Below are 25,920 nucleotides of genomic sequence, written 5' to 3' on the forward strand. Positions count from 1 at the left end.
CATGAGCTCGCGCGGGTTTGCGCTCCTTCAGGAGGATGATCGTCAGGGTGCGGGTATGGGGAGAGAGATCAAAGACGGTTCAGATTGAGTGGTGCCAGCACCTGCCGCTCGTCGGCTCCGAAGGTGTCGGTGAACAGGTCGTCGATCTGGCGCTGCTTGTCCTCATCAGGCAGGGCGGCGTCCAGAATGAGGCGCTTCTGTTCGAGGTAGCGGGTTCGCCGTTGAGGCCAGTTGTCTACCTCGATCAGGTCCGTTTGCAGGGTATTGTTGAGGGCCTTGCTGCGTTTGAGTTTTTCCTCGAGGTTCAGATCCGGATTCGCCTGCAGTCGGCGTGCGGCCAGCATGTATTCAAAGTGGGCGTCGGATGCGCGGAATAGCTGATTGGCGAGCTCTTCGCCGAGCTGGCTTACGCGTAATTGCTGCAAGCCTCGGTACCTCTGTTCGGGGGACGTCGGAGAGCGGCCATCCGCCCCGTTCGGGGCGGCCAGCGTTCGGCGCGCTTCGAGGAAACGGTAGTAGTCGCTGGCCAGCGTTGCGGTCTGTTCGCCGGCCGGGCCCGGCAGACCCGCCCGGATCAGCTCTGCCAGGTGGCCAAGCTGTTGCTCGGACAGCATCAGTGCTCCGTTATGGAAAATCCGTTCGAGAGCCTGACGGGCATTGTTATCGGGTACCAGATTACCGGTATCGTCCAGCCGCATGGCCTGAACAAGCTGGAAAACACCGTCCACAGTAAACGGGATGTCCGCAACCGGTTCACCAGACATTCCGTCGTCCCGACGTCCTTTTGCGACGGGCAGCGGTTTCCCGGGTCTCGGTTGTGGTATGGGGGAGGCCTCATGCTGCTCGGCCGGAAGCTCGCTTCCGCTTGCGTGGGCAGATGGTTTGGGCGACGGCTCTGGCCAGAACCAGACGCTGCCAGCGACGAGCAGTAGCAGCGTGGTCCCCAGCAGAGCCGCCCGCCGCGGGTTTGGCCGCCCATCGCTGTGACTCATACCGCCACCCGGCTTCCCAGCAGCGGCGCCACCAGTTCCAGGGCGGACTCGTCCACCAGCGGATGCAGGTACGGTGGCTGCAGGAACATGGCGGACGGGCTCATGCCGTTCACGGTCCGGTAGCAGCGCGACAGGTGTGCCGAGCTGGAAAAACCGGCGTACATGGCGGCGTCGGTCATCGAGTGGCCGAGAGCCATGAGGATGGTGCTGATCGAGACCCGGTAGCGGATGCGGTACTGGGTGATGGTCAGGCCCACCTGTTTCTTGAACAGCTTCTCCAGCCGCGAGCCGGACAGATGTACCGAGGCGGCCATTTCTGCCAGCGGGCACGGCGCGCCCAGGGATTCCCGGATGCGATGAGCCACGCGCACGATGCGGGCGTCGAAGCCGGGCAAATCGGCCTGGCGCGGGGTGTTGGGCAGAAGACGCCGACGCAGGCGCTGGCGTGCGGCATTGGGGCTGATGTCCGGGGCGTTACGGATGGCGATCAGCTCGCGGATCAGCGCCTCCTCGTCCGGATGCTGGTAATAGATGCCGGGGGAGGCTTCCCGCATCAGCCGGCCCAGGGAGGCGTAGTCCCGTGAGAAGGGTGGCAGGAAGAAAATCGCCACCACCGCCTTGCGGGTGTCGAGGACCGAATGGTCGAGCCAGAGACCGGCCGGGGTGAGACAGCTGCGCGTGGTGATGGGGGCGCCGTCGGCGCCGCGTAAGGTGAAGGTGCCGTTCAGGCACAGGGTCAGTCGTTCCTGGGTGGTTCGGTGCGGTTCCTGGCGGGCGTAATGCGTGCCGAGAAACACACCCTCCCGGTTCCACAGGCACAGTTTCGGGGATCGCAGGCTAACGGGGGCAAGGTTGTTTTTGTTGTCCATCGCGTGCTCCGGTTGGCGGAGTCCGTTGTCGGACCGTCCGTGTCCAGTGAACAGGTAGACCGGGCCACCCGGGCCCGGCCGTGGAAACGTCCTACGTCTCTTCGCAGCATAGACGGGTTTTCAACCGCGGTTCGCGGCATCGACCGTTTTTGCCGGCTAGTACGGGCAAGTGCCGCGATATTCGGAGATCCGATACTGGTCTTCATGGTCCGGGCCGCACAGGAACGGCGCGTAGCGGGTGTCCTGGTCGATGTGCAGTTTCATCCAGGAGACGCCGTACTTGCTGAGCACCGCGTTGTTGAGGTTGCCGCCGTTGGCGCAGAAGTGATCGCCGTTGTTGATCTCGAAGAAGGCCTTGGCGGTGGAGCCGGGAATGTCGTTGTAGAAAGGCGAGGCGTGGGAAGACACCGGCGCGACCACGTCGTTCTCGCAGGCGAAGATCAGCGTGGGTGTCTCGATCTCATCGAAATCGTTGAAGCTGGAGTTCCAGGGAGCCAGTGGGATGGCCGCGCTGAGTCGGTCGTCGGCGGCCAGCTGCAGCGTGCCGCCACCGCCCATGGACCAGCCCACGGCACCCAGGCGATTCGGATCCACCATGCCGCTGATGGCGCTGAAGGAGGAATCGCTGCGGTCGATCAGGTAATCCAGCGCGGCGTCGATCTGGTCACGGCGCGATCCCGGCTGATCGTAGATGGTGATGGTGTCGATGGTCATGACCACAAAACCGTGCGACGCCAGTTGCTCGCCCCACCATTCGATGGACGATTCGTAGGACACGTAGCCCGGAATCACGACGATGGCGCCCATCTGGCCGGTGGTGTCGGTCGGGTAGTGAATGGTGCCGCCGCCGAAGCCGCTGACCAGCGATGAAACGTTGACCGTGTCGACGTTATAGGGTCCGCTGCTGGCCTCCAGGTAGGCTTCCGTGGGATCCGGCCCTCGGGTGAAGTCGGCGGATGCGGTGCTGACGTGCAGCGACGCCGCGAACGGCAGCGCACAGACCAGCGCGTAGCTCAGCTTTTTCAATGTGTTCATGGCATTACCCCTGACTGATTGACGCTTGTTGTGATGTTGTTACCGCGTTGGCCGTCGTCGTCCGGACGACCGCCATCCAGGCCGACGCTACTGGATGATCCCGCCGACGGCTTTCACGATCTGGCACTTCCGGCGTTCTGCTGGTACTTCCCGGGGCTGGCGAGGGTCTTTGTTCGTTTTGTTGGGCCGTGTCTGGATCGGCTGCCTCCAAAAACACGGTTCGGCAGTAGTCACCTTGAGGCCGCTTCGAAGGACGCCGTGAAGCGCGCCGGCATTCCAACAAATATGCCCACATTCCAATGAACAAGGTGACGATATGGAACGCACGCACGTGTCTGGAAACGCAGAATGGCCGAAACGGACGCTTCTCGCCCTCGCCGTTTCGAGTCTGGCCCTGGGACTCTCCGGCTGCTGGCTGGACGATGATGACGACGACGATGATAGGGTGGGTGGCGGCGCGCCGGAATTCGCCGCGGCAACCGTCTACGTTGCCAGCAACAGTGGCGGCGGAGACACCAATGTCCGCGTTCGCGACGAAGACCTGGAACTGATGAACACCTACACCACCGGTGCCAATGAGGGCGTCCTGGTCAATGAGGCCGGCCACCTGGTGCAGGCCGGCGACCTGATGAGCACCGGCCGGCTGGTCACCGCCTGCAACGCCGAGACTCGCATGACGGGTGACGCCAGCTACGAAATCACCGGCGCCACCACCACCTTTTCCAGCCCCAAGGGCATTGCCCGAATTGCCAGTGAAGGCCTGATCGCGGTCGCGAACAACGGCGCCAGCACGGTGCTGCTGATGGGAGCGTCGGCCTCGGGCGATGTGGCCCCCGTGGCCACCGTCGCTCTCGCCGCCAACGCCTGGGACCTGGTCTATGACGACGCCTCCGACCGCCTGTTCGTAGCCCAGGTGGACGGCACCGTCGCGGTGTTCGACCGCTTTGCCCAGGATCAGGGCGTGGGCGGCGCCAACCGCACCTTCTCCATCGTCGACGGCGACGGGGAACCCTCGGTCAACCTGCACGGCATTGACTACGATGCCGACGGTGACCGCCTGGTGATCGGCGACGTCGGCGAGGCCGGCTCGGACGACGACGGTAAGCTGTACGTGGTCGACAGCGCCAGCACCGCCGACGGCCAGGTCATTGCCACCACCACGATCAAGGGTGACCAGACGCGCCTGGGCAATCCTGTGGACCTGCAACTGACCGGCACCGACGTGCGCATTGCCGAGAAGGCCAACGGCGGCGGCTCGGTGCTGGTCTACCAGAACATCTTCAGTCGTTCGGGCGGCAATGTGGCCGCCGATCGGGTGCTGGATACGCCGGCCCCCGAGTCGATCGAAGTGGTGCTGGAGACGGACCCGGCGCCCGGCGTGACCGATATCCTCGACCCGGACACCGCCTACCAGTTGCTGACCACCAGCAACCCGGCGACCGGTTCGGCCACGTCCGGTCAGTTGTTCACCAATGAATCGACGCTCGCCGCGGCGCCGGCGCTGGCGTTCGACGCCGGACTCGACAGCGTAGAGAACGTGACCCTGGATCGCGACGGCAACGCCTACATCACCTACGACGACGGCACCACCGCCAACAGCGGTATTGCGGTGATCGGCGCGATCGATGCGCGGGATAATTTCGACGGCAGCCGGGACCGGCTGATCACCGGCTCCAACACGCGGCTGATGTCGCCCAAGGGCATCGAACTGGCGGACGACCTGGGCCTGATGATCGTCGCGGAGCAGGCCGGTGCGGAAGTGCTGGTCTTCAGCGCCTGCGCCAGCGGAAACGCCACGCCGACGGTGGTCAGCACCGGTGGCGTCGCGCCCTGGGACAGCGACTACGACGCCGAGGGCGATGCGCTTTACGTGGCCCTGACCGATGGCACGGTAGCGGCCTACGACGACTTCTCCGCCGACCTTGGCGACGGCGGCCCGGACCGGCTCATCACGCCGGCCATGGGTGGTACTCCGTTCGCCGCGCCGACCAACATCCACGGCATTCGCTACGTGGCGTCGGACGACGTGCTGATTATCAGCGATGTGGGGTCCGGTGCGGCGGCTGACGATGGCGCGTTGATGACGATTCCCGACGCATCGTCTTCCGACGGCACCACCAACGTAGGCAAGCGCATCGCCAACCCGGGTGATGGCTCCGACCTGACGGGGCTGGGCAATCCGGTGGACATCGCGTTCGACGGCGCGGACCTGTACGTGGCGGAGAAGATCAACGGCCAGATCCAGGTCTGGCGTGATTTCCTCAGCGACGCCGCCCTGACCGGCAATGTGGCGCCGAGCGACAGCGTGGCGGCCACGGCACCGGAGTCGATCGTGCTGAAGCCGGAATAGACGACCGCGAAATGAAAAAGACCCGGGCCTGGCCCGGGTCTTTTTTTTCTGACGGACGTTAGCGGAACACTACAGCGCCACGGCCCGGCCGATGTACTCGATCGGCCCGGTGGGACGACCGATCGGCGAACCGCTGGCGTCTTCCAGGGTGATCTCGAACAGCTGGTTGGGCTGCAGCGGTGGCAGGTCGTTCAGGTTGATGCGCAGCGGCTGGCCGGGTTGCACCAGGCCCAGCGATACCGGGCCGCTCCAGTCGTCGGCCTTGGTCCAGAACTCCAGGGCCTTGCCCTGCGGCACGTCGAAATTGCCCAGTGCGGTCAGGGTCAGTGTCTGGCGATTGCTGGCTTCCACCACCCAGCCTGGCGCGTGACCATCCGGTGTGGCGAGCACCACCATGTAGTTGGGCTGCGGTTGCTGGAAAATCAGCCCGATGCCCATGAGCAGCGCCAGCGCGAAGCCGGCTGCCGTGAGGCCACGCCACAGGGCCAGGCTGTGCCACCAGCCATCCCGCTTCCGCCGTGGTGTGTGCAGTGGAGCCTGTGGTGACGGTGCCGGATCGCTGGCAATGCTGTCGCTGATGCGTTGCCAGACGCTGTCGGGGACCGGCATCGGGTCCACAGTGTCGCACAGCGGCACCAGACGGTTTTCCCAGTACGCTACCCAGCCTGCCAGCTCCTCATCGGTCTTCAGGCGTTCGATGACCTCTCGGCGCTCCGCTTCGGGCAGGGTGCCCAGGACGTACTCGCCGGCCAGCTCGAACAGCGGCTCCTGATCGCTGTGATCGGTCATGCGAGGCACTCCTTCAGCGCCACAAGACTGCGCTTGATCCAGGACTTCACGCTGCCCAGTGGGGCGCCCAGCAGGTCGCTGATCTCACTCTGGCTGTAGCCGTTGACGTAGGCGTGGTAGAGGCAGGTGCGACGCTCCGGCTCCAGCGCCATGATGCAGTCATGCACCCGATCGTTCTGCATGCCCCAGTGGCTGGTGTTGACGCGCTCGCACCACTGGCTGTCGCTGACGTCCGGCAGCTCGTCGGGGGATTGGTCCCGGGGTTCGCGGCGGCGTGAAAACCGGATGGCGTCGAGCGCCAAATGGCGGGCGATGGAATAGATCCAGCCGCGACCGGTACCGCGGGACGGATCAAAGGTGTGGGCTTTCTGCCAGATGCGCAGGAACAGGTCGTGGATCAGATCTTCGGCGGCGGCTCGATCCCGGACGATGTTGTAGATCACCCCCATCAGGCGGCTGGCTTCTTCCCGGTAAAGCGATCGCAGGGCCGTCTGGTTGCGGGCGGCGCAATCGCGCAAACAGGTCTCGTAGTCGAATGCATGGTTATCTTCTGGCACGCGTTCCCCATCAGCACAGCCGGGACCTGCCCGGCATCATCGTCGGTTTGGAAACCGTTCGGTTTTGAAACAGTGTAGATAGGTTACGCCCGGTTTGCGATTTGGATGCAGGTGCGGCGGGAAATGTTTGGAAATCCTCAGGAAAAGGGATGGCCGGCGCGCTCTGACGGGCGCGCCGGCGGGCCTCCGGAAGCGGCTTCCAGAGGCCTCAAACGGCTTCCGTGGTCCGTGCTTGTCGGCGCCGCCGAGCCTTCGCCGGTGCCGCCGCTTTCTGGCGTCGGGAGACGACGTGGTAGTCCTCCAGCCGGAACGTGCTGAGCCGCTGTTTCAGCCTGCCCAGCGACCAGGGCCAGGCGGCGAAGTTGCGGCCGTTCTGGTCCAGGTAGTAGCTGCTGCAGCCGCCGGCGTTGAACACGGTGGATTGCAGGTGTTTCTGCACCGTGCGGTTGTGACGGCGGACCACGGAAGGCTTCACCGCAAGTTTGCCGATGCGCCGGTCGCGGATCTTCTTCAGGCCGTCGATGATGTAGTCGAGCTGGGCTTCGGCCAGGCGAATGAAGGAATCGTAGACCAGCACGTTGGGGCCGAGGATCAGGAAGGCGTTGGGTACTTTCTCGATCGCTGTGCCCAGGTAGGCCTCGGGTGAGCTGTCCCGCCACAGGTCCGCGAGGCGCTCGCCGCGTTCGTTGAAGACCCGATTGCCGATCGGCGGATGCGACACGTCGAATCCGGTGCCCCAGATGATCACGTCCACCTCGCGGCGTTCGCCGTTGGCGGCGATCACTGTGTTGCCGTCCACTGCCACCAGGCCACTGGGGATCAGCGTGGTGTTGTCCGCCTGCAGCGCCGGGTAATAATCGTTGGCGAACAGGATGCGCTTGCAGCCCAGCAGGAAGTTGGGTGTCACCGCCTTGCGCAACTGCGGATTGCGGACCTGCAGCCGCAGCAGCTGTCTGGCGGCGGTGCTGACCGGTTTCAGGGCCACCGGATTACGCAGTCCGAAGTTGATCGCGTTCAACGAACCGGCCACCGCCGCGCGCCAGCCCTGCTGGATGGCGGGGAAGCGGTCGATCACTTTTTTGGCTGTGTCGTTGAGCGGCAGGTCCGGTTTGGGCAGCACCCAGGGGGCGGTGCGCTGGAACACATGCAGCTCGACGACTTTGGGCTGGATGCGCGGCACGAATTGGATGGCCGAAGCGCCGGTGCCGATCACCGCCACACGCTTGCCGCTCAGGTCGACATCGTGATGCCAGCGGGCGGAGTGGAACATCTCGCCGGTGAAGGTGTCGAGGCCGGGAATGGCCGGCGTCTGCGGCTCGGTGATGGGGCCGGTGGCGAAGACCACCGTGCGCGCCCGGTACAGGCCTCGCTCGGTCTCCAGCCGCCACAGCTGATCGGTGTCGTCCCAGCGGGCGCTTTCCAGCGCGTTGTTGAACTCGATCAGCGGGGTGATGCCGAAATCGTCGCTGACGGTTTCCAGGTAATCCAGAATCTCCGGCTGCTTGGCGAACAGGTGACTCCAGCGGCTGCTCGGCGCGAACGAGTAGGAATACAGCGCCGAGGGCACGTCGCAGCCGCAGCCGGGGTAGGTGTTCTCGCGCCAGGTGCCGCCGACTCGATCGGCTTTCTCGATGAGGGTGAAATGGTCGTAGCCGTTCTGTTTCAGCTTGATGGCCGTCGCCAGGCCGGAGATGCCGGCGCCCACGATCAGGGTGTCGTATATGGGGGCGGTGTTGTTTTTGGTGGAAGCTGCCATGGTGTTGCCTGCGGGGTCAATGGTCTGAAAAGCCGTTTACTTGAACAGCCGGTAGGAGAGGCCCAGGGCCTTGGCGTAGAGATTGGGCGAGGCCCGCTTCATCAGCCAGAACAGCTTGGCGTCCACCTGGGGCGTGGTGTAGAGGTGGCCGCTGTCGAGGCGGTTGAGGGTCAGCTTCGCCACGTCGTCGCTGGTGGTCAGGGCGTAGTTCATCAGGGCGTGGTCGGCGAGTTTGGCGTAGCGGCCGGGGAGGCGACCGTTCTTGATGATGTCCGTGGGCACCAGCGTCGGGCACAGTACGTTAACCCGGATACCATGCTTCCTGAGCTCCGCCGACAGGGTTTCCGACAGCGCCAGCACGCCCGCCTTGGTGACGTTGTAGGCGCTCATTTCCGGAGCCGCGGTGTAGGAGGCGGCCGACGCCACGTTAATGATGGCGCCGCGCCCCTGCTGCTTGAAGCGCGGCACGAACTCGTGGCAGCCATGGATGACGCCCCACAGGTTGATGCTCACGCACCACTGCCAGTCGTCCAGGGTCAGCTCGTCGAATTTGCCGCCCAGGCCCACCCCGGCGTTGTTGATGACCAGGGTCGGGGACTCGCCAAAGTACGCGTCCGCCTGCTCGGCCAATTGGCGGACCTGCTCCGCCTCGGCCACATCGCAGCGCACCGCCAGGCCGCTTGCGCCCAGTTGCTCGATGCGGGCGACCGTCTCCTGCGCCGCGGCCAGGTTGATGTCGGCGCAGACCACGGAACCGTGACGCTGCGCCAGCTCCAGCGCGAAGCTGCGGCCGATCCCGCTGCCGGCACCGGTGACCACGGCGCGGGCTTCGCGGCTTGGCAGCCCGTGCTTGCGTGAGAAGAATGGAACCATAATGCGTTTCCCGAAAGGATCGTTGTTGTATGTCCGGGCGCGCTCAGGCGCGCACCGGCGGCACCACTTCCTTGACCAGGTAGGGCGCCAGCAGCCCGGTCTCGGGGTTCAGCAGGCGCTCCTTGTAGTAGGCCAGGTACTCGGACGTATCGTGGTCGTTGGGGTGAAAGCCGGGGCGCAGGTAGTCGAAGACATGGCCCAGTGTGCTGCCGTAGATGCCGTTCCTGCGGCCGGCGATCAGCCCCACGCTGCGCCGGGCGTCGCGCCAGAAGCGGCGGCTGAACAGGTTGCGGGGCTTGCGCAGCAGGGGAATGCCGAGGCCGCCCAGCGCCACCAGGAACCAGATGGTAAACAGCGCCATGGCGAAGCCGCTGACGCGCAGCACGTAGTTGCCATTGAGCGTCTGGTAGACGTCGTAAGCGATGTCCTTGTGTTCCGATTCCTCCAGCATGTGCCACATCCAGAGGGCGCGCTGCTTTTCGTCGTCGGACTCGAAGAAATAGTCCTCGTGTTGCATGAAGAACTGCGCCAGCACCGCGGTGAAGTGCTCGATCCCCGCCATCAGCGACAGCTTCAGCGGCTGCGGGAAACGCAGGAAACCGTGTTCGAACACGTTCCGGGCCAGGAAGCGGTAGAAACTGACCGGGAAGCGATGCATTTCAAGAATGTCGTTCCACTCGTCGTGCACCTTGGAGTGCAGGGCCTCCTGGCCGATCAGCGCGGTGACCCGCTGTTTCAGCACCGGGTCCTTGAGGAAGTCCCGGTGGTAACGCGCGGTCTCGATGACCAGGTCCTCGCCGAACGTCAGGAAGATCGACAGGGCCGAGAAATAGCCGCTGGCCAGTTCGGTGTTCAGGTAGAAGTGAGTGTCGACGGACTTGGCGTCGAACTCGAACTTCATGTGCCGGATGGGAATGCCCGGCCGCCGGCTGTCGGAGTCGGTTGCGGCGCCTGTCGGCGCCTTCAATGCTGCGCTGTTCATGGTTTTCCCCGTTATCAATGCGAACGTGAAATGAGCGCTAACTCGTTGCTAACAGGTTAATTTTCGACATTGTTCGGATTCAATTCGGACCCTGGCGAGAACAGAGGGCGGCGGTGGGGCGGCGCGCCGCCGTCCGTAAGTGCGCCAATCAGCGGCTAAATTCGGACGCTGTGTCTGGCGGCGTCTTGTCCGGATTGGAGGCTGTGAAGGGAAGCGCTCGCCAAAGTGAGCGCTTGTTCGGGTTTTGACGTGCATCGGGCCGGCGCCGACTTTCGCATGCGCGCGGCATGCGCTAGCTTTCCTGTAAACGCCGCCGGTCGGGCAATGTCATGCTGGAATCCCTGGAAAGCGCTCTGCAGGCCTGGTTCCTGCCGGGTCTGACGGCACTGGCCGCGGTGGCCGCGACGTATGTGATCTACCGGCTCGCCCTGTGGCTGACCCGCCATGTCACCGACTCCCGCACGGTGCCGCGCCTGTTCCTCGACGCCGCCGCCCGTGCGCTCGGTGTGGTGTCCTGCCTGCTGGTGCTCAACGGGATGCTCAAGGCGGTGCCCGACGACCTCCCGTTGCTGGCACTCATCCAGCAAATTGCGACCCTCCTGCTGATCCTGGCGCTCACCTGGGCGGCGGTGCGCCTGACCTCGGCGATCGGCGAGGCGATCGTCCACCTGAACCCGGTTTTGGAAGGACAGTGGAAGCGGGCCCGCAAGGTCGAGACGCAAACGCGGTTCCTGGTGCGCTGCCTCAATGTGCTGATCGTCATTGTCGGCCTGGGTGCCGCCCTGATGACGTTCGAGTCCGTGCGCCAACTGGGCGCCAGCCTGCTGGCGTCGGCCGGCGTCGGCGGCATTATCCTGGGCTTTGCGGCGCGCCCGGTGCTGAGCAACCTGCTGGCGGGGATGCAGATCGCCCTGACCCAGCCGTTCCGGATCGACGATGTGCTCCACGTTCAGGGCGAATGGTGCTGGGTGGAGGAGGTGACGGCCACCTATGTGGTGCTGCGTGTATGGGATCTGCGGCGCCTGATCGTGCCGCTGCAGTGGTTTATCGAGAACCCGTTCCAGAACTGGTCCCGCAATACGGCGGAATTGCTGGGCACGGTGTTTCTCTGGGTCGACTACACCATGCCGGTGGCACCGCTGCGCGAGGAGTTCGGCCGCTTACTGCGTGACAGCCGGCAATGGGACGGTCAGGTGGAAACCGTGCAGGTCACCGATGCCAGCGATCAGGCGATCCAGATCCGCTTTCTGATGAGTGCGCCAGACTCAAGCCAGAGCTGGGACCTGCGCTGCGCGGTGCGTGAAGGCCTGGTGACGTATATCCAGCAGCATTACCCGGAGCAGTTGCCCCGCGTCCGGGCGCGGCTTTTGGAAGCCAACCGGGAAGATCCGGACAGGGACGGCGGGGCCGGCGCAGAGAGCGACTGACCCCCCGCGCTGGCCCGGCCTACATCAACGACGGCAGCCAGAGCACGGCCGCTGGCACCAGCACCAGGAACACCAGGCGGATACCGTCGGCCAGCAGGAACGGCAGGATGCCGCGGAAAATATCGGTGAGGGGGATCTCCGGCAACGTGGCTTTAAGGACGAAGCAATTCAGGCCAACCGGTGGGGTAATCATCGCCAGTTCGACGACGATGATGGTGATGACGCCCCACCAGATGGGGTCCATGCCCAGGCCGAGGATGACCGGCACCACCACGGGCACTGTCAGGAAGATCATGGCGAACCCGTCAAGGAACATACCCAGCACCAGATAGAACGCGAGGATCGCGAACACCACGGCAATCGGGCTCATGTGCATCGACTGGATGAAGTTGACCACGTCGGTGGGAATACCGGCCAGGTTCACGAACTGGTTGAGCACCATGGCGCCGGAGGCCACGAAATAGATCATGCCAGCGGTCTTGGCGGTGTCGGTGAGACACTCGACGAAAATCTTCCAGGTCATCTTGCGGCGCAGGATGGCGAACAGTAGCGCTCCGCCGGAGCCGATGCCGCCAGCTTCGGTGGTGGTGAACCAGCCGAAGAAGATGCCCAGCACGATCAGCATGAACAGGACCAGCACGCCCCAGACCGACTTGAGCGACGACAGGCGCGCACCCCAGCTGTATTTTTCACCGCGCGGCAGCCAGTTGGGCAGGAAAGCCGCTATCGCCGCGATCACGCCCATGTACACCACCACTTGCAGTGAGGCGGGCACCAGCGCCGCCATGAACAGGCCGTCAAGGTTGGTCTGGGTGAGGAGGCCATAGATGATGAGCGCGCCACTTGGGGGAATCATCAGGCCCAGGGTGCCGCCGGCGGCCACGGAGCCGGCGCTGAAACTGTCGTCATAGCCGTGCTTGCGCATCACCGGCAGGGCCAGGCGCCCCATGATGGCGACCGATGCGGCGGAATTGTGGGACAGGGACGAGAAGCCCGCGCAGGAGGCGATGGTGGCCATACCCAGACCGCCACGGAAACGGCCGAGCCAGCGATTGGCGGCCTCGAACAGGTCATCGGCGAGGCCGGCGCGGGCCACGAATACGCCCATCGCCAGGAACAGCGGCAGCACCGAGAACTGGTAATTCATGGCCAGTGCCACGATTTCGTTCTGGGCGACAGTGGCCGCAGCCGGCAGTCCGCGAGGGTGGATCCAGGCGATGCCGCCGATGCCGCACAGCATGAGATTGAACCCGAGCGGGATTCGGGTGAACACGATCAGCGCCATCAGCGCTACGATGACAGTCAGGACAACCACAGTTCCCAATCTCCGTTAGAGGCGTTTTGTCAGAGGCGTTGGTGCATTGCTTGCCGGATTTGCGGCGAGGCTTCAGGTGTCGTCGTCATGGATGCCGACCCGAAGCAGCCGGAAGAAACCGATTACGGTGGCGATCAGCGCCAGCACCGCGAACGCGTAGACGGAATACCCCAACTGGACTTCCAGGAACTTGGTCAGCATTTGGGCATCCAGCAGCTTCTGGGCCTTGACGAACATCAGCCAGGTGATGCCGACCATCGACAGGAACGACACGGCGGCGGTAAACACCCGTTCGACGACCCGGAGGCGGGCGGGATAGCGCGTCACCGCCAGGCCGGCGACGATGTGACTGTTGTTTCGAACCACCAGCGACATGCCGGCGAAGAAGGCGATGCCGAGCAGGGTGGAGATGAACTCCGCGGCGCCGGGCAGTGGCGTCGCAAAGTGACGGCCGGCTACGTCGACGAAGGTGACCACGATCATCGCGAACACCGAGACGCAGGCGATCACCTGCGCCAGCCGAAAAAGGCCGCTGTCGAGGCGGTCGACAGCGGCAGAGAAGGAGCGCAACGGGGTCATGATTATTCGGCTTCGTCCATGGTTGCCTGTGCGGTGGTATTCGCCGCCTTGAGTTGGCCGGCGTAGATGTCCTCCATGCGCGAGCGGTAAAACTCGAAGGCGTTGGCGGCATCGTCCAGGTGGCGTTTCTGGGCATCAGCGATCCATGCCTGCTTCATCGGCGCCAGTGCGTGCCGGAGCTTGTCGACGAAGGCGGGATCGGCATCCACGATATCCAGGTTCAGTTCCTTGAGCGCTCTGTCCTTGCGTTCGTCCATGGCGATGCCGGTACGGCGCGGCAGTCCGTCCGCGGCGCGCAGCACGGCGGCCTGCTGCTCAGCGTTGAGTTCGTTCCAGGCGTCCTGGTTCATCACCACAGCCCAGGTGGCGGAGCCCATGCCGCCCGGGAAGCGGGTCATGGCCTTGACGTGATCGCCCAGACTGGCGGCGAGGATGGTGCCGGTACCGATCATCGCGCCGTCGACCGTGCCCTTGGAGACGTATTCGAACAGTTGCGGGAAGTAGGAGTGCACGGGGACGGCGCCGACGGTTTCCAGTGCATCGGTCTGCTTGCCGGCGGTGGCCCATATTTTTTTGCCGTCGAAGTCGGCCATGCTGCGGATCGGCTGCTCCCGGCCCACGAAATTGACCCCCGGCAGCACGTGCATGGAAAGCAGTTTGACGTCGTTGAATTCGTTGACCTTATCGAAATACTTCTGCTGGGTTTCCCAGATCGCCACGGAGGCGGATTCACCCGACAGCGAATTGAACGGCATGTCCCCAAGCAGTGGCAGGCCGGTTTGGGCGCGGCTGGCGTAGACCGAAATCATGGCCATGTCGATGATGCGGTCCTTGACCGCACTCAACTGGCCGTCTGGTTTGGTGAGAGAGGAACCGGGTATGGTGATTTCGATGCTTCCACCGGATTCTTTCTCGATACGCCGGCTGAAGTCGTCGATCGACGTGCGACGCATGGGGTCGTGTTTGGGCAGGTAGGTGTTGTAGATGAGCTTGACCGGGTCGTCCGCCGCCTGGGCGCTCGAGACGCCGGCCAGCAGGGACAGGCCAAGTATGGCAGTGCAGGTAAGTCGCAGCATGATGTCTCCTCGGTCTTGTTGGTTATAAATGGAGAAAATCAGTTGTATGTGTGAGCCCTTGATGACGCGGGGCTTTACCAGCGAAGCCAGACAATTGCGCGTCTGATCGATGTGAAGGTGCCGTGGCTTGGTGGTTTCAGAAGTCATGATCCGGCCACGCGTTTCTTCTTATCGTCCTGATGCGTTGCCTCGGGCTTTACCTCCGGGTTCCGTCGCCCTGGGCAGGGGCGATTTTCAGCGTTGTTTCACCTCCTTTGTCCCGGCGCCTTTGCCTTCCACGCCGTTCTTCTCGTGAAGCTCTTATCTTTCTTTTTTCTTCATATTTAGATATATCGTAGTTCAAGATAGATCTAGAATTTGCAGGCAGCCATTAGACGAAGGTCTTAGGTCTTTGCTTTGATCACTTGCAGCCGATCCGGTGGATTCGTTAAGGCACGTCGGCGTCCAACAAGCCGTGTTGGGGACAGGAAAAGCGATTGAGGGTGAATGGCGTTGACAGTCGACTTCCCGTGGCTGCGGGCTGGCCTCTTGAGTTGGGAAAGGGAGTCACTCGCCGTGGCACGGGACGCTTTATTACGTTTTGGCAATGCTTGCGACAAGGCGTGGAGCCGGGACTAGATTTTTAGGGAAGTGTCTTTCGCAAGGAGGTCTCCGACCATGACACGTTCTCTCCCTTCTTTCCTTGCAGTTCCCCTTACGGCCCTGGTGTTCCTGATGATGTCGGCCGCCGCCCATGCGGGCAGCGATAGCGGTGTCTACGTCGGTGCGTCCGTGGGCCAGGCCCAGGTGGATTTCGACGATGAGTTGCCGGATGTCGGTGAAGTGGATTTTGACGACGACGATACCGCCTATAAGATCTTTGCCGGCTACAACTTCGGCCTGATTCCGCTCGTGGACCTGGCTGTGGAGGGCGCCTACGTCGATTTCGGCAAGTTCAAGGGCGACATCGGCAGCATCAGTGACCGGGACCTGGATGTCGACGGCTGGACGGCCGCCGGGCTCGCCGGTGTGAACCTCGGCCCCATCGGAGTGTTCGGCAAGGTGGGTGCCATCAACTGGGACAGCGATTTCGACGGTCTCGGTGACGAAGACGGTACCGATCCGTTCTACGGCGTGGGTGCGCGCTTCAGCCTGTTCTCGTTCCAGGTACGGGCCGAGTACGAGCGCTACGACCTGGACGATTTCGACATCGACTACTTCTCCGTAGGCGCGGCTTTCACCTTCTGAGCCACTCTTTCGGCAAACGCCATTCACCGGGCGGCTTACGCATTGTCGGTGGTCCCGGTCGCTTCTCCACAGACTGGCCGAAGCAATCCGCCAGACGGGACATTAGTTCCTTAGGAAGTCCAACACGGCCGCGCGTTCGGGGATCGATGCGGAGGCGCCGACCCGGGTAACGCACAGCGCCGCTGCGGCACTGCCCAGGCGCAGGGCTGTCTCGGGCTGCTCGCCGCCAGCCAGGGCCGCCAGGCAATAGCCGATGAACGTATCCCCCGCGGCGGTGGTGTCCACGGCGTCCACCGCAAAAGCGGCCACCCGGGAGCGCCCTTCCGGGCCGATATAGACCACGCCTTCACGCCCCAGAGTCAGGATCAGCGCCAGACCCGGATAATCCCGGTGCAGAGAGGCTTCGGCCTCGGTGACGCTGTCCACGCCAGCCAGATCCATGGCTTCGACTTCGTTGACGATCAGCAGGTCCACCCCGGCGAGCAGGGGAATGACCGAATCGCGGGTCATGGGCGCCGGATTGAAGGCCACGCGGATGCCCTGGCGGGCGGCCTGCGCCATGGCGTCGGCCAGACCGCTGGTTTCGTTTTGCAGCAACAGCCAGTCGTCCGGGCCAGCGGGTGCCAGTGCCCGCTCAATCTGCTGCCGGGTCACGTTGTGGTTGGTACCGGGATAGAACAGGATGGCGTTTTCTGCATCGTCGGTCAGTTGGATGATGGCGTGGCCGCTGGCCCCGTCCAGCGGAGTGATGGAAACGGTGTCGACGCCGGCCTCGGCCAGTTGGTCGAGCACCCAGGTGTCCGCCTGCCCGATGGCGCCGATATGCTGCACATGGGCACCGGCGCGGGCCAGGGCGATGGACTGGTTGGCCCCCTTGCCGCCAAGCACCGTGTGGTAATCGCTGGACGCCAGGGTTTCGCCGGGTCGCACGAAATGATCCACGCGGTAGACATGGTCGAGGTTGATCGAGCCCAGGTTGTAGATGGTCATGGCGGGCCTTGTGCTTTCCTTGTTGTCGTTAGCGGGGCCGCTTTCCGGCGGGCGAATGCATCGAGCCTAGCATGGAGAAGCCTGTGAAACACTCGCGCCGGGACGGCCTTCGTGGTATATCCGCAGCCCTGTCTTGCCAATCAATGGAATTCGAACCATGCCCAGAGCCAGCGAAATCAAGAAGAACTCCGCCGTCGAATACGAAGGTAACGTCTACTTCGTCAAGGACATCGAGCGTTCCGTGCCCCAGGGCCGGGCCGGCGGCAGTCTGTACCGGATGCGCATGTACGATGTGGTCACCGGTAACAAGATCGACCAGACCTTCAAGGATTCCGACATGCTGAACCTGGCGGACCTGGTGCGTCGTCCCGCGACTTTCTCGTACACGGATGGCGACGAGTACGTTTTCATGGACAGCGAGGACTTCACCCAGTACAGCCTGATGGGGGAGGCGATTGCCGACGAGCTGCTGTTCATCAACGAGGACACCCAGGGGGTGATGGTGATTCTGGTCAGCGACGCGCCGGTGTCCCTGGCCCTGCCGCCGACCGTGGACCTGACCATCGAGGAAACCGATCCTTCCGTCAAGGGTGGCTCGGCCACCGCGCGCACCAAGCCGGCGCGGTTGACCACCGGGCTGGTGGTGCAGGTGCCGGAGCACATCTCCTCCGGCGACCGTATCAAGATCAACGTGGAGGAGCGCAAGTTCCTCGGACGCGCCTGATCCGTTTGGCGCCGGTGGTCAGGCGCGGCCGGCCTGGGACGGACTGATACCGAACTGGCGCCGGAAGGCCGCGGTGAAGTTGTTCGGGTGGCCGTAGCCGGCCAACGCCGAGGCTTCGGTGATGCTGGCGCCGTCCTGTTGCAGCGCCCGATAGGCGTTTTGCAGCCGCCGTTGCCGCAGGAAGCGGCCCACGCCCATGCCGAGGCAGTCCCGGGCGTAACGCTGGAGCGTGGCGGGGCTCATTCCGAGTTGGTTGCCGATCTGACTCTGGGTCATGGCGAGCACCGTGTCGCTCTCCAGCAGCTCGAGGAACTGTCGGGCCTGGCGTCCGGTTAACCGGGACGCGGCAGCGCTGTCTGCCGGCAGCGTTTCCAGCCAGGCTGTCATCAGCGACAGGGCGAACCCCTCCCGCGCCAGCTGACCGATGCGGCCCGGGTCCGGGTGTTCGATCAGGTGCCGGGCCTGCATCCACAGGGACGGCGGCAGCGACCAGGGCGCCACCGACAGGTGCTGCTGCATTCGCCTCTTGAGCGGCTTCGAATCCAGCGCCTGCTGTTCAAACCACTCCGGTTCCACGGCAACGTAAAGCGCCGTGCGCTGTTCCCCTTCCGCGGTTTTCATACTGCAGCTTTCGGCATGGCTCAGTGTCATCACCTGGGCCTGCGCCGCCGATTCGTGCAACGCCATGTGGCGGTTGCCGAACTGGAATCGGGTCTGGCCTTCCAGGAACAGGGAGATCTTGAGGCTGGCGGACAACTCCGCGTCGAAGCCGATGTCCCGCTCCGCCCGGGCGTTGACGATATGGAAAGACAGCCCCGAGGCCAGCTTCTCGGTCAGCAGGGTGCCCCGCAGCATCGAGTGCCCCGCACTGGCCGGCGCCGGGCATTCACGCAGGCGGTAGCGGTTCAGGTGCCTGGCGTTGTGCTCCAGGTCTTCCGTATTCAACAGATGCGGGTTTTGCGGGGAAGGGCGGCTCATGAACATCCTCTGACGCCGTGGCATAAAGGGCAACTGTCATTGGCTTACGGGGGCAGTTGAGGCAAATCAATAGATGATTGATGTTTTTGCATCCGCAGCAGACAGGCACCTGTGGAATAATGCGTGCCAGCCAATCTAAATGCAAACGATTGTCGTTTGTGATTGTGGCGGCGCCGGGCTTTACCCGGTGTCGCAGCCGTAACCGCTGCACTGTTGCTGGAGACGTTCATCCATGTCCGATAAGAAAATCCGTTCCGCCATCCGTCAGGCCTGCCGTTCCCGTCAGGCGGTGACCGCTGTTTCATTGTCCCTTTTAGCCTGCGCCTTACCCGCATCCGCTGCCGAAGACACATCGGACGATGTTGCCCTGCCCACGCTCACGGTAGAAGGCAACCGTCTCTACGAGATGGCGCCCAGCGAGGAAGCCGGGGGTTACGGCGTCGAAGCCGCCACTGTCGGCACCAAGACGCCCGCCTCCCTGCGCGATATTCCCCAGTCCATCACCGTACTGACGCGGGATTACCTGGATGATCGCGGCGTCACCCACATCGACGACGCCGCCAAACTGACGCCGGGCCTGCGCACCCTGAGCAACGACAGTGGCCGCTCGTCCATCTATTCCCGCGGCTACGAATACGACGAACTCAACATCGACGGTCTGCCGGCGCCGCTGCAGAGCATCTTCGGCACGCTGCCGTCGCTGTCGGCGTTCGACCGCATGGAAGTCATGCGCGGGCCGTCCGGCCTGTTCAACAGCACCAGTGAACTGGGCGGCATCATCAATCTGGTGCGCAAGCGCGCCACCGTCGAAACCCAGGGTTCGCTCCAGGCCGGCTACGGCAGTTGGGACCGCAACCGGCTGTCGGCGGACGTGTCCGGTTCCCTCAACGAATCCGGATCCGTGCGTGGCCGGGTGGTGGCGTCCCGCGAGGATATGCCAAATGAGGTCGACGAGAATGAGAACGTCGATGAAAGCTACTACGGTACGCTGGATATCGACGTGACCGACGCCACCGAGCTGTCCCTGGCGGTGCTGCACCAGACCAAGGACATCACTCCGTCCAATGGTCTGCCCGCGTTTTCCGACGGCAGCCTGGCGGACTGGGATCGCTCCACCTTCCTGGGGGCCGACTGGAACAACTTCGAGAACGAAACCACGGACCTGTTCCTCGATCTGACCCACCAGTTCGACAACGGTGGCTACGGCCGCTTAGCGGTGCGCCAGTCCCATCGTGAAGGCGACTATTACTACGCCTTTACCGGCAGTGCGCTGGGGGACGACGGCAGCACCAGTCTGCGCACCACCCAGCGCGACTTCGAACAGGATGCGCTGTCCATGGACGCCAGCTACAGCCAGCCGTTCGAGGCCCTGGGCCACGTCAGCGAATTCGTGGTGGGTGCGGATTACAAGCACTACGACACCGACTACCTCAACGGCGCCTCCAATCTGGGCTCGATCAACGTCAACACCTTCGACGCCTCGTCGGTGACGTACAGCGATCCGACCTATTCCCAGCGCATCGAGAACGAGCTGACCGAGACCGGCGTCTACGGCAAGCTGACCTTCCGTCCGCTGGAAAACCTGGCTTTGATCGCCGGCAGCCGCTTCAGTTGGTATGACCTGAGTGCCGATACCACCGCGTTGTCCACCGACACCACCACGGAAAGCGACGGCGACGGTTCAGGCGAGTGGACCCCGTATGCCGGCGCGGTCCTGGATGTGGACGAGCACCACTCCCTCTACGCCAGCTACTCGGAAGTGTTCAATCCGCAGACCGAGACCGACGAGAACGGCGACCTGATCGATCCGCGCGAGGGCGAGCAGTACGAGATCGGCATCAAGGGCGCCTACGACAATGGTCGCCTCAACAGCCGGCTGTCCGTTTTCCAACTGACTGACAAGAACCGTGCCGCCACCCCCTACGATGAAGACGGCAATGCCATCAGCAGTTACTCCGAAGCCACCGGTGAAGCCCGGGTACGCGGTTTCGAAGCGGAGCTGAGCGGCCAGTACGGTCCCTGGGATCTGCTGGTGGGCTATACCTATATGGACACCGAGAAGCTGGCCGGCGATACCAACACCCTGTTCATGCTGATGCCGCATCACACCGTGAACGCCTGGTCCAAGTACACCTTCCACCAGAGTGGCCTGCTGAACCAGTTGAGTCTGGGCGCCGGCGTGACCGCCATGAGCGACTTCTACCTGGAGCGTGGCAGCACAAGCATCGAAGCGCCGGGCTACGCCGTGGTGGATGCTCTGATCAGCAAGCGTTTCACCGAAAACCTGTCCGCCTCGCTGAACGTCAACAACGTGTTCGACCGCAAGTACTACTCGCGGGTGGGCAGTGTGGCCACGTTCAACTTCTACGGCCCGTCGCGCAATGTGATGGCCAACGTGTCCTACGATTTCTGACCTGACGGGACACTGGAAGCCGGGCCCATGTGGCCCGGCAACCCCGCCTCGTAACGTCGTCCGGCGCACGACGCCCTTTCCGGCCAGGCCGAGTTGGCCTATCCTCGCCCGGAACCCTGATCGAAACCCGTGCCCGAGACCGCCGATGGATATCCGCCAACTGCAATACCTGGTCGCCCTGGATGAAGTGCGCCACTTCGGCGACGCCGCCGCCCGTTGCCACGTCACCCAGCCGGCACTGTCCATGCGCCTGCGCCAGTTGGAAGAGGAACTGGGGCTGACGCTGGTCACCCGTGGGCACCGGTTCGTGGGCTTCACCGCTGAAGGCGAACGCATCCTGGCCTGGGCGCGGGCAGTGCTGGCCGCCCACGACGGGTTGCACGCCGAGGCCTCGGTGTGTCGCGGCCAACTGGTGGGCACGCTGCGAGTGGGGATGGTGCCGCTGGCGGGCTTCGAGCCGATCCCGTTGCTGCAACAGTTCGCAGCCCAGCATGCGGACGTGCGTTTCGAGTTGAAGTCCCTGAGTAGCGAACAGATTCTGGAGGGACTGGACACCAACAAGCTGGACGCCGGGTTTGCCTACGCCGACGGGCGTCACGAGCGCAAGTACCGCTTGCTGGAGGTGGCCGACACCAGCATGGGGTTGCTGTTCAACCGCGAGCGCTGGTCCTTCGCCGCCGAGACGCTGGACTGGTCGGACCTGGAAAAACTGCCTCTGGGTATTCTCAGCAAGGGGATGCATTTCCGTCAGTCGGTGGACCACGCGCTGCAGAGTGCCGGCGTCGAAATCACGCCGTTGGTGGAAACCGACTCGGTGGAATTCCTGGTGCAGTCGGTCAGTGCCGGCCTGTGTTGTGCGGTCATGCCCATGGGCGGAGGCCTGGAACAGCGGGACGAGACGCTGGAGCTGCGCCCCATTGCCGGCAGCCACACCCTGGCGCCGCTGTGTCTGGCGACCCGACGCAGCGCGCCGGTGTCGGCGCTGGCCGAAGCGCTGCAGCAGTTCGTATGTGAGCGCCTGGCGTTGACGGATCAATAAGCACTGTTTATCAATGGATCTTTAATCGTGATTGGACGGTTATGATGTCCCGTCTTAACCTGTTGCTTATTTGCCCAACAGGTTTGCCCCATGACGCACGAATCCGCATCCGGCCACGCTCCCGTTCCCAGGTTTGAACCCTATAAAGGGCCTGCCGCCGGTTGGGGGGCGCTCAAGAGCGTCGCCGCCTTCTGGCTGGACAGCAAACAGCCGATCAGGAACATCCGTGCGCTGCTCAAAACCAACCAGAACGGCGGTTTCGACTGCCCGGGTTGTGCCTGGGGCGACGATCCCAATGGCGGGCGCGTCCAGTTCTGCGAGAACGGCGCCAAGGCGGTGAACTGGGAAGCCACCAAACGCCAGGTGGGTCGCGAGTTCTTTGCCCGTCACAGCGTGAACGAACTGCTCCAGCGCAGCGATCACTGGCTGGAGTACCAGGGCCGGCTGGTCGAACCGATGCGCTACGACGCCGCATCCGATCGCTACCTGCCCATCGGCTGGGACGACGCGTTCGCCCTGATTGCCGAACATCTCAACCGGCTCGACAGTCCGGACCAGGCCGAGTTCTACACCTCCGGTCGCGCCAGCAACGAGGCGGCGTTCCTCTACCAGCTGTTCGTGCGCACCTTCGGCACCAACAATTTCCCGGACTGCTCCAACATGTGCCACGAGGCCAGCGGGGTCGGGTTGTCCCAGACCATCGGTACGGGCAAGGGCACGGTCACTTTCGACGATTTCGCCGAGGCGGACGCCATCTTCGTGTTCGGCCAGAATCCGGGCACCAACCACCCGCGCATGCTGGCGCCGCTCTCCGAAGCGGTCCGTCGCGGGGCCCAGGTGGTCTGCTTCAACCCGCTCAAGGAGCGCGGACTGCAGCGTTTCCAGGATCCCCAGGCCATCCATGACATGCTCAGGAACGGCTCCGAGCCACTGAACACGGCCTACTTCCGGCCGGCGCTGGGCGGTGATATGGCGGCCGTGCGCGGCATGGTGAAGTGCCTGATCGAGTGGGATCGCGAAGCCCAGGAGCAGGGCCGGGCCGCAGTGCTGGACTGGCCGTTCATCGAGCAGCATACCCAGGGGCTGGACGCCTATATGGGGGTGGTCCGCGCGACGTCCTGGGAACAGATCGAGGCGCAGAGTGGCCTGAGCCGCGCCGACATCGAGGTCGCGGCGGACACCTACCGCAAGGCGGACAACGTCATGCTCTGCTGGGCCATGGGCATCACCCAGCACCGGCACTCGGTGCCCACAGTGCAGGAATTGGTGAACCTGCAGTTGCTGCGGGGGAACATCGGCCGCCCGGGCGCGGGCCTGTGTCCGGTGCGCGGTCACAGCAACGTGCAGGGCGACCGCACCATGGGCATCGACGAAAAAGCCCCGGCGCCGCTGCTGGATGCCCTGGAGCGGGAATTCGGCATCACCGCGCCGCGCCGGCCGGGTCACAACACCGTCGAAGCCATCGAGGCCATGGCCCGTGGCGACGCCCGGGTGTTCATCGGGCTGGGTGGCAATTTTGCCCAGGCTACCCCGGACAGCGAGCGGACCCATCAGGCCCTGGCCAACTGCGACCTGACCGTGCAGATCAGCACCAAGCTCAACCGCAGCCACCTGGTTACCGGGCGGGACGCCCTGATCCTGCCGTGCCTGGGACGCACCGACATCGACTGGCAGGCCGGCGGCCCCCAGGCGGTGACCGTGGAGGATTCCTTCAGCATGATCCACGCCTCTCACGGCCAGTTGCCGCCGCAGTCGGAGCGGATGAAATCCGAGCCGGCCATCATCGCCGGCATGGCCAGGGCGACCCTGGGCAACCGGCCCATTGACTGGGATGCGGTGATTGCGGATTACGACCGCATCCGCGACCTGATTGCTCGCACCATTCCCGGTTTTGACCAGTTCAACGACCGCCTCAAGCAGCCGCGCGGTTTCTACCTGGGCAACCCGGCCCGGGAGCGGCGCTGGAAAACGCCCGGCGGTCGAGCCGTTTTCTCGCCCAACGCGTTGCCGGATGACCTGTTGCACGACCGGATCAAGGCGACCGGGCAGACCCCGGACGTGATCCTGCAGACCCTGCGTTCCCACGATCAGTACAACACCACGATCTATGGTCTCAACGACCGCTACCGTGGCGTTAGCGGCCAGCGCCGGGTGCTTTTCATGAATGACGATGACATTCGCCGTCTGGGCCTGGAGGCGGGTGAGCGGGTCGACATCACGTCCCTGTGGGAAGATGGTCGGCGTCGCTCGGTCGGTGGCTTCAAGGTGCTGGCCTACGATGTGCCGGCGGGTCAGGCGGCGGCCTACTACCCGGAGACCAACCCGCTGGTGCCGCTGGAAAGCACCGGTACGGGCAGCCACACGCCCACGTCCAAATTCATCGCCATCAAACTGTCGAAGAGCGCGGAGCAGGACCACGACCGGGTGCTGGCCGCGGGCTGACCGGAGCGTCAAAGAACACGTGAGTGGCGCCGTGGGCGATCATCCCTGTTATGATGGCCCGCTTCCCGATTCTCAAGCCAGCCACCAGGAAGCCGTCATGACCGCTTTGCCACCTTGTCCCCAGTGCCAGTCCGAGTACACCTATGAGGACGGCATCCAGCTTGTCTGCCCCGAATGCGGCCACGAGTGGAGCGAAGCGGAGCAGTCGGCGGATGAGGCGGGCGCGGTGATCCGGGACGCCAACGGCAATGAACTGCAGGACGGCGACACGGTGACCGTGATCAAGGATCTCAAGGTCAAGGGCTCCAGCCTGGTCGTCAAGGTGGGCACCAAGGTCAAGAACATCCGCCTGGTGGACGGCGACCACGACATCGACTGCCGCATCGACGGGGTCGGGGCGATGAAACTGAAGTCCGAATTCGTCAAGAAAGCCTGAGGTCAGGTGGGTCGCCGGGTTCTGAGACCGGCGGACCCATTCCATAAGCAGCAGTGATCAATGCAGCGGCGGGCGTTCCACAGCGGCCTGTCGCAGGCACTGGATCATCTGGGTGCAGGTCGGCGTGCGGATGCGTCCACGCATGGTGATGATGCCCACCGGAGGTAGCTCCATGGGCAGTTCGATATCCAGCACCTTCAGAAACCCTTCCTTCTCGAAATGCATGCCCACGTCGCCGGCGAGGTAGCCGATAGCGTGCCGGTGGCGGACGAAGTTCAGGATGTTCAGGAACGACGCCGTCTCGATCAGGTCCACCGGCGGGTTCAGCCCGTGCTTGTAGAACATCTGGTTGAGCTTGACCCGTGACGATGCCCACGGCGGAGGCACCACCCAGGGCTGTCCAGCGAGGTCGGCCCAGTCGGGGTTGGCCTTGCTGGCCAGGGGGTGATCCGGGCTGGCCACCACGCACATTTTCTCGTTATAGAGCGCCTGGGTGTCCAGGTCCGGCGCGGCGTAGCCCGGTTCCAGTCTTCCCACCAGCAGATCCAGCTCGCCCATCCGTAAACGCGGCAACAGACGTTTCAGGTCGCCTTCCTCAACCATGACCGAGGTCAGAGCCGAGTGTTCCTTGAGCAGCGATACGGCACGCGTCATCCACACCGGCGTGGCCACCACCATCGCTCCGATGCTGACACGTCCGGCGGCTCCGGTGGCGACGGCGTCCAGCTCATCCCGGGTGCGACTGAAATCCGCCAGCACCGAGCGGGCAAAGCGCACCACCGACTCGCCGTAAGGCGTGGGTTCGGTGCCCCGGGTGGAGCGGGTAAACAGGTCCAGCTCAAACATCTTCTCGATTTCCGCCAGCATCTTGGATACGGCCGGCTGGGTGAGCGACAGGAATTCGGCGACGCGACCGATGTGGCGGAATTCGTCGAGCGCCACAAGCAGTTGCAGGTGGCGCAGTTTGAGGTTGGAGCGCAGGGCACGATCAATGACAGACATGGCTTTACATTACCTTAAGGTTATGAAGGCAGTCCATTGTTTCATTTTATCCTTATGATGGCGGGTCGC

At 63.8% G+C, this 25,920-nt stretch carries 22 protein-coding genes; 8 read left to right on the top strand and 14 right to left on the bottom strand.

The features are described from left to right. Positions 1-68 precede the first annotated feature (68 nt). The 3 genes from DKK67_RS04910 to DKK67_RS04920 all read right to left on the bottom strand — a co-directional run bounded on the left by DKK67_RS04910 (position 69) and on the right by DKK67_RS04920 (position 2,896). Entirely contained in the window at positions 69-992 is a 924-nt protein-coding gene (locus DKK67_RS04910; protein ID WP_111494949.1) for a lipase secretion chaperone, read from the bottom strand. Then, complete coding sequence (locus DKK67_RS04915; RefSeq protein ID WP_111494951.1) at positions 989-1,861, bottom strand: helix-turn-helix domain-containing protein; 873 nt, start codon at positions 1,859-1,861, stop codon at positions 989-991. Before DKK67_RS04915 ends, DKK67_RS04910 begins: the two co-directional genes overlap by 4 nt. A 156-nt stretch (positions 1,862-2,017) precedes the next feature. Then, on the bottom strand, positions 2,018-2,896 hold the full coding sequence (locus tag DKK67_RS04920) for an alpha/beta hydrolase family protein (protein ID WP_111494953.1): 879 nt from the start codon (positions 2,894-2,896) through the stop codon (positions 2,018-2,020). A 316-nt stretch (positions 2,897-3,212) separates the two neighbouring features. On the opposite strand from DKK67_RS04920, the gene DKK67_RS04925 reads away from it, so the two are divergent. Then, positions 3,213-5,246, top strand: coding sequence for an NHL repeat-containing protein (locus DKK67_RS04925; RefSeq protein WP_111494955.1), 2,034 nt, complete (start codon positions 3,213-3,215; stop codon positions 5,244-5,246). A gap of 69 nt (positions 5,247-5,315) precedes the next feature. Here DKK67_RS04925 and DKK67_RS04930 read toward each other — a convergent pair whose 3' ends face one another. From DKK67_RS04930 to DKK67_RS04950, 5 genes are all read right to left on the bottom strand, one after another. After that, positions 5,316-6,035: an anti-sigma factor gene (locus DKK67_RS04930; protein ID WP_111494957.1), complete on the bottom strand. Its 720-nt coding sequence runs from the start codon at positions 6,033-6,035 to the stop codon at positions 5,316-5,318. Beyond that, complete coding sequence (locus tag DKK67_RS04935; RefSeq protein ID WP_111494959.1) at positions 6,032-6,592, bottom strand: sigma-70 family RNA polymerase sigma factor; 561 nt, start codon at positions 6,590-6,592, stop codon at positions 6,032-6,034. The genes DKK67_RS04930 and DKK67_RS04935 overlap by 4 nt, the downstream gene beginning before the upstream one ends. Positions 6,593-6,800: 208 nt before the next feature. Beyond that, positions 6,801-8,348 carry a flavin-containing monooxygenase gene (locus tag DKK67_RS04940; RefSeq protein WP_111494961.1) on the bottom strand — a complete coding sequence of 516 codons (1,548 nt, stop codon included), beginning with the start codon at positions 8,346-8,348 and terminating at the stop codon, positions 6,801-6,803. 36 nt (positions 8,349-8,384) lie between these two features. Beyond that, positions 8,385-9,221 carry an SDR family NAD(P)-dependent oxidoreductase gene (locus tag DKK67_RS04945; protein ID WP_111494963.1) on the bottom strand — a complete coding sequence of 279 codons (837 nt, stop codon included), beginning with the start codon at positions 9,219-9,221 and terminating at the stop codon, positions 8,385-8,387. A gap of 43 nt (positions 9,222-9,264) precedes the next feature. Next, positions 9,265-10,203: a metal-dependent hydrolase gene (locus tag DKK67_RS04950; RefSeq protein WP_111494965.1), complete on the bottom strand. Its 939-nt coding sequence runs from the start codon at positions 10,201-10,203 to the stop codon at positions 9,265-9,267. Positions 10,204-10,532: 329 nt separating this feature from the next. On the opposite strand from DKK67_RS04950, the gene DKK67_RS04955 reads away from it, so the two are divergent. Next, positions 10,533-11,630, top strand: a complete 1,098-nt coding sequence (locus DKK67_RS04955; RefSeq protein ID WP_111494967.1) for a mechanosensitive ion channel family protein — start codon at positions 10,533-10,535, stop codon at positions 11,628-11,630. Between the two features lie 19 nt (positions 11,631-11,649). Here the strand turns inward: DKK67_RS04955 and DKK67_RS04960 are convergent, their stop codons facing one another. The 3 genes from DKK67_RS04960 to dctP all read right to left on the bottom strand — a co-directional run bounded on the left by DKK67_RS04960 (position 11,650) and on the right by dctP (position 14,600). After that, a complete protein-coding gene (locus DKK67_RS04960; RefSeq protein ID WP_111494969.1) occupies positions 11,650-12,945 on the bottom strand; it encodes a TRAP transporter large permease in 1,296 nt (431 codons plus the stop codon). A gap of 72 nt (positions 12,946-13,017) precedes the next feature. Continuing rightward, positions 13,018-13,524, bottom strand: a complete 507-nt coding sequence (locus DKK67_RS04965; RefSeq protein WP_111494971.1) for a TRAP transporter small permease — start codon at positions 13,522-13,524, stop codon at positions 13,018-13,020. Between the two features lie 2 nt (positions 13,525-13,526). Further along, positions 13,527-14,600, bottom strand: a complete 1,074-nt coding sequence (dctP, locus tag DKK67_RS04970) for a TRAP transporter substrate-binding protein DctP (RefSeq protein WP_162628749.1) — start codon at positions 14,598-14,600, stop codon at positions 13,527-13,529. Between the two features lie 657 nt (positions 14,601-15,257). Between dctP and DKK67_RS04975 the strand changes: the two genes are divergently transcribed. Beyond that, positions 15,258-15,827, top strand: a complete 570-nt coding sequence (locus DKK67_RS04975; RefSeq protein ID WP_111494975.1) for an outer membrane beta-barrel protein — start codon at positions 15,258-15,260, stop codon at positions 15,825-15,827. Between the two features lie 102 nt (positions 15,828-15,929). Here DKK67_RS04975 and DKK67_RS04980 read toward each other — a convergent pair whose 3' ends face one another. After that, complete coding sequence (locus tag DKK67_RS04980) at positions 15,930-16,817, bottom strand: ribokinase (protein WP_111494977.1); 888 nt, start codon at positions 16,815-16,817, stop codon at positions 15,930-15,932. 157 nt (positions 16,818-16,974) lie between these two features. Between DKK67_RS04980 and efpL the strand changes: the two genes are divergently transcribed. Continuing rightward, positions 16,975-17,541 (top strand): elongation factor P-like protein EfpL, encoded by a 567-nt coding sequence (gene efpL, locus DKK67_RS04985; RefSeq protein WP_111494979.1) that lies wholly within the window; start codon positions 16,975-16,977, stop codon positions 17,539-17,541. Between the two features lie 18 nt (positions 17,542-17,559). Here efpL and DKK67_RS04990 read toward each other — a convergent pair whose 3' ends face one another. After that, entirely contained in the window at positions 17,560-18,519 is a 960-nt protein-coding gene (locus tag DKK67_RS04990) for a helix-turn-helix transcriptional regulator (protein ID WP_162628750.1), read from the bottom strand. 232 nt (positions 18,520-18,751) lie between these two features. On the opposite strand from DKK67_RS04990, the gene DKK67_RS04995 reads away from it, so the two are divergent. The 4 genes from DKK67_RS04995 to DKK67_RS05010 all read left to right on the top strand — a co-directional run bounded on the left by DKK67_RS04995 (position 18,752) and on the right by DKK67_RS05010 (position 24,849). Further along, the gene (locus DKK67_RS04995; RefSeq protein ID WP_111494983.1) at positions 18,752-20,932 is read left to right on the top strand and encodes a TonB-dependent siderophore receptor; all 2,181 of its coding nucleotides are present in this window, start codon (positions 18,752-18,754) and stop codon (positions 20,930-20,932) included. A 145-nt stretch (positions 20,933-21,077) separates the two neighbouring features. Further along, on the top strand, positions 21,078-21,971 hold the full coding sequence (locus tag DKK67_RS05000) for a LysR family transcriptional regulator (RefSeq protein WP_111494985.1): 894 nt from the start codon (positions 21,078-21,080) through the stop codon (positions 21,969-21,971). A gap of 90 nt (positions 21,972-22,061) precedes the next feature. After that, positions 22,062-24,413 carry an FdhF/YdeP family oxidoreductase gene (locus tag DKK67_RS05005; RefSeq protein ID WP_111494987.1) on the top strand — a complete coding sequence of 784 codons (2,352 nt, stop codon included), beginning with the start codon at positions 22,062-22,064 and terminating at the stop codon, positions 24,411-24,413. 97 nt (positions 24,414-24,510) lie between these two features. Further along, complete coding sequence (locus DKK67_RS05010) at positions 24,511-24,849, top strand: zinc ribbon domain-containing protein YjdM (RefSeq protein ID WP_111494989.1); 339 nt, start codon at positions 24,511-24,513, stop codon at positions 24,847-24,849. A gap of 57 nt (positions 24,850-24,906) precedes the next feature. On the opposite strand, the gene DKK67_RS05015 is transcribed toward DKK67_RS05010, so the two are convergent. Continuing rightward, the gene (locus DKK67_RS05015; RefSeq protein WP_111494991.1) at positions 24,907-25,851 is read right to left on the bottom strand and encodes a LysR substrate-binding domain-containing protein; all 945 of its coding nucleotides are present in this window, start codon (positions 25,849-25,851) and stop codon (positions 24,907-24,909) included. Positions 25,852-25,920 lie beyond the last annotated feature (69 nt).

Origin of the sequence: Marinobacter bohaiensis (assembly GCF_003258515.1) — a bacterium.
Lineage (GTDB): Bacteria > Pseudomonadota > Gammaproteobacteria > Pseudomonadales > Oleiphilaceae > Marinobacter_A > Marinobacter_A bohaiensis.

Excerpts from the sequence above, each read along its gene's own strand:
- DKK67_RS04930 (WP_111494957.1), bottom strand. The coding sequence starts at position 6,035 with ATGACCGATCACAGCGATCAGGAGCCGCTGTTCGAGCTGGCCGGCGAG.
- dctP (WP_162628749.1), bottom strand. The coding sequence starts at position 14,600 with ATGCTGCGACTTACCTGCACTGCCATACTTGGCCTGTCCCTGCTGGCC.
- DKK67_RS05000 (WP_111494985.1), top strand. The coding sequence starts at position 21,078 with ATGGATATCCGCCAACTGCAATACCTGGTCGCCCTGGATGAAGTGCGC.
- efpL (WP_111494979.1), top strand. The coding sequence starts at position 16,975 with ATGCCCAGAGCCAGCGAAATCAAGAAGAACTCCGCCGTCGAATACGAA.
- DKK67_RS04995 (WP_111494983.1), top strand. The coding sequence starts at position 18,752 with ATGTCCGATAAGAAAATCCGTTCCGCCATCCGTCAGGCCTGCCGTTCC.
- DKK67_RS04965 (WP_111494971.1), bottom strand. The coding sequence starts at position 13,524 with ATGACCCCGTTGCGCTCCTTCTCTGCCGCTGTCGACCGCCTCGACAGC.
- DKK67_RS04950 (WP_111494965.1), bottom strand. The coding sequence starts at position 10,203 with ATGAACAGCGCAGCATTGAAGGCGCCGACAGGCGCCGCAACCGACTCC.
- DKK67_RS04925 (WP_111494955.1), top strand. The coding sequence starts at position 3,213 with ATGGAACGCACGCACGTGTCTGGAAACGCAGAATGGCCGAAACGGACG.
- DKK67_RS04980 (WP_111494977.1), bottom strand. The coding sequence starts at position 16,817 with ATGACCATCTACAACCTGGGCTCGATCAACCTCGACCATGTCTACCGC.
- DKK67_RS05015 (WP_111494991.1), bottom strand. The coding sequence starts at position 25,851 with ATGTCTGTCATTGATCGTGCCCTGCGCTCCAACCTCAAACTGCGCCAC.
- DKK67_RS04945 (WP_111494963.1), bottom strand. The coding sequence starts at position 9,221 with ATGGTTCCATTCTTCTCACGCAAGCACGGGCTGCCAAGCCGCGAAGCC.
- DKK67_RS05005 (WP_111494987.1), top strand. The coding sequence starts at position 22,062 with ATGACGCACGAATCCGCATCCGGCCACGCTCCCGTTCCCAGGTTTGAA.
- DKK67_RS05010 (WP_111494989.1), top strand. The coding sequence starts at position 24,511 with ATGACCGCTTTGCCACCTTGTCCCCAGTGCCAGTCCGAGTACACCTAT.
- DKK67_RS04975 (WP_111494975.1), top strand. The coding sequence starts at position 15,258 with ATGACACGTTCTCTCCCTTCTTTCCTTGCAGTTCCCCTTACGGCCCTG.
- DKK67_RS04915 (WP_111494951.1), bottom strand. The coding sequence starts at position 1,861 with ATGGACAACAAAAACAACCTTGCCCCCGTTAGCCTGCGATCCCCGAAA.
- DKK67_RS04955 (WP_111494967.1), top strand. The coding sequence starts at position 10,533 with ATGCTGGAATCCCTGGAAAGCGCTCTGCAGGCCTGGTTCCTGCCGGGT.
- DKK67_RS04940 (WP_111494961.1), bottom strand. The coding sequence starts at position 8,348 with ATGGCAGCTTCCACCAAAAACAACACCGCCCCCATATACGACACCCTG.
- DKK67_RS04990 (WP_162628750.1), bottom strand. The coding sequence starts at position 18,519 with ATGAGCCGCCCTTCCCCGCAAAACCCGCATCTGTTGAATACGGAAGAC.
- DKK67_RS04920 (WP_111494953.1), bottom strand. The coding sequence starts at position 2,896 with ATGAACACATTGAAAAAGCTGAGCTACGCGCTGGTCTGTGCGCTGCCG.
- DKK67_RS04910 (WP_111494949.1), bottom strand. The coding sequence starts at position 992 with ATGAGTCACAGCGATGGGCGGCCAAACCCGCGGCGGGCGGCTCTGCTG.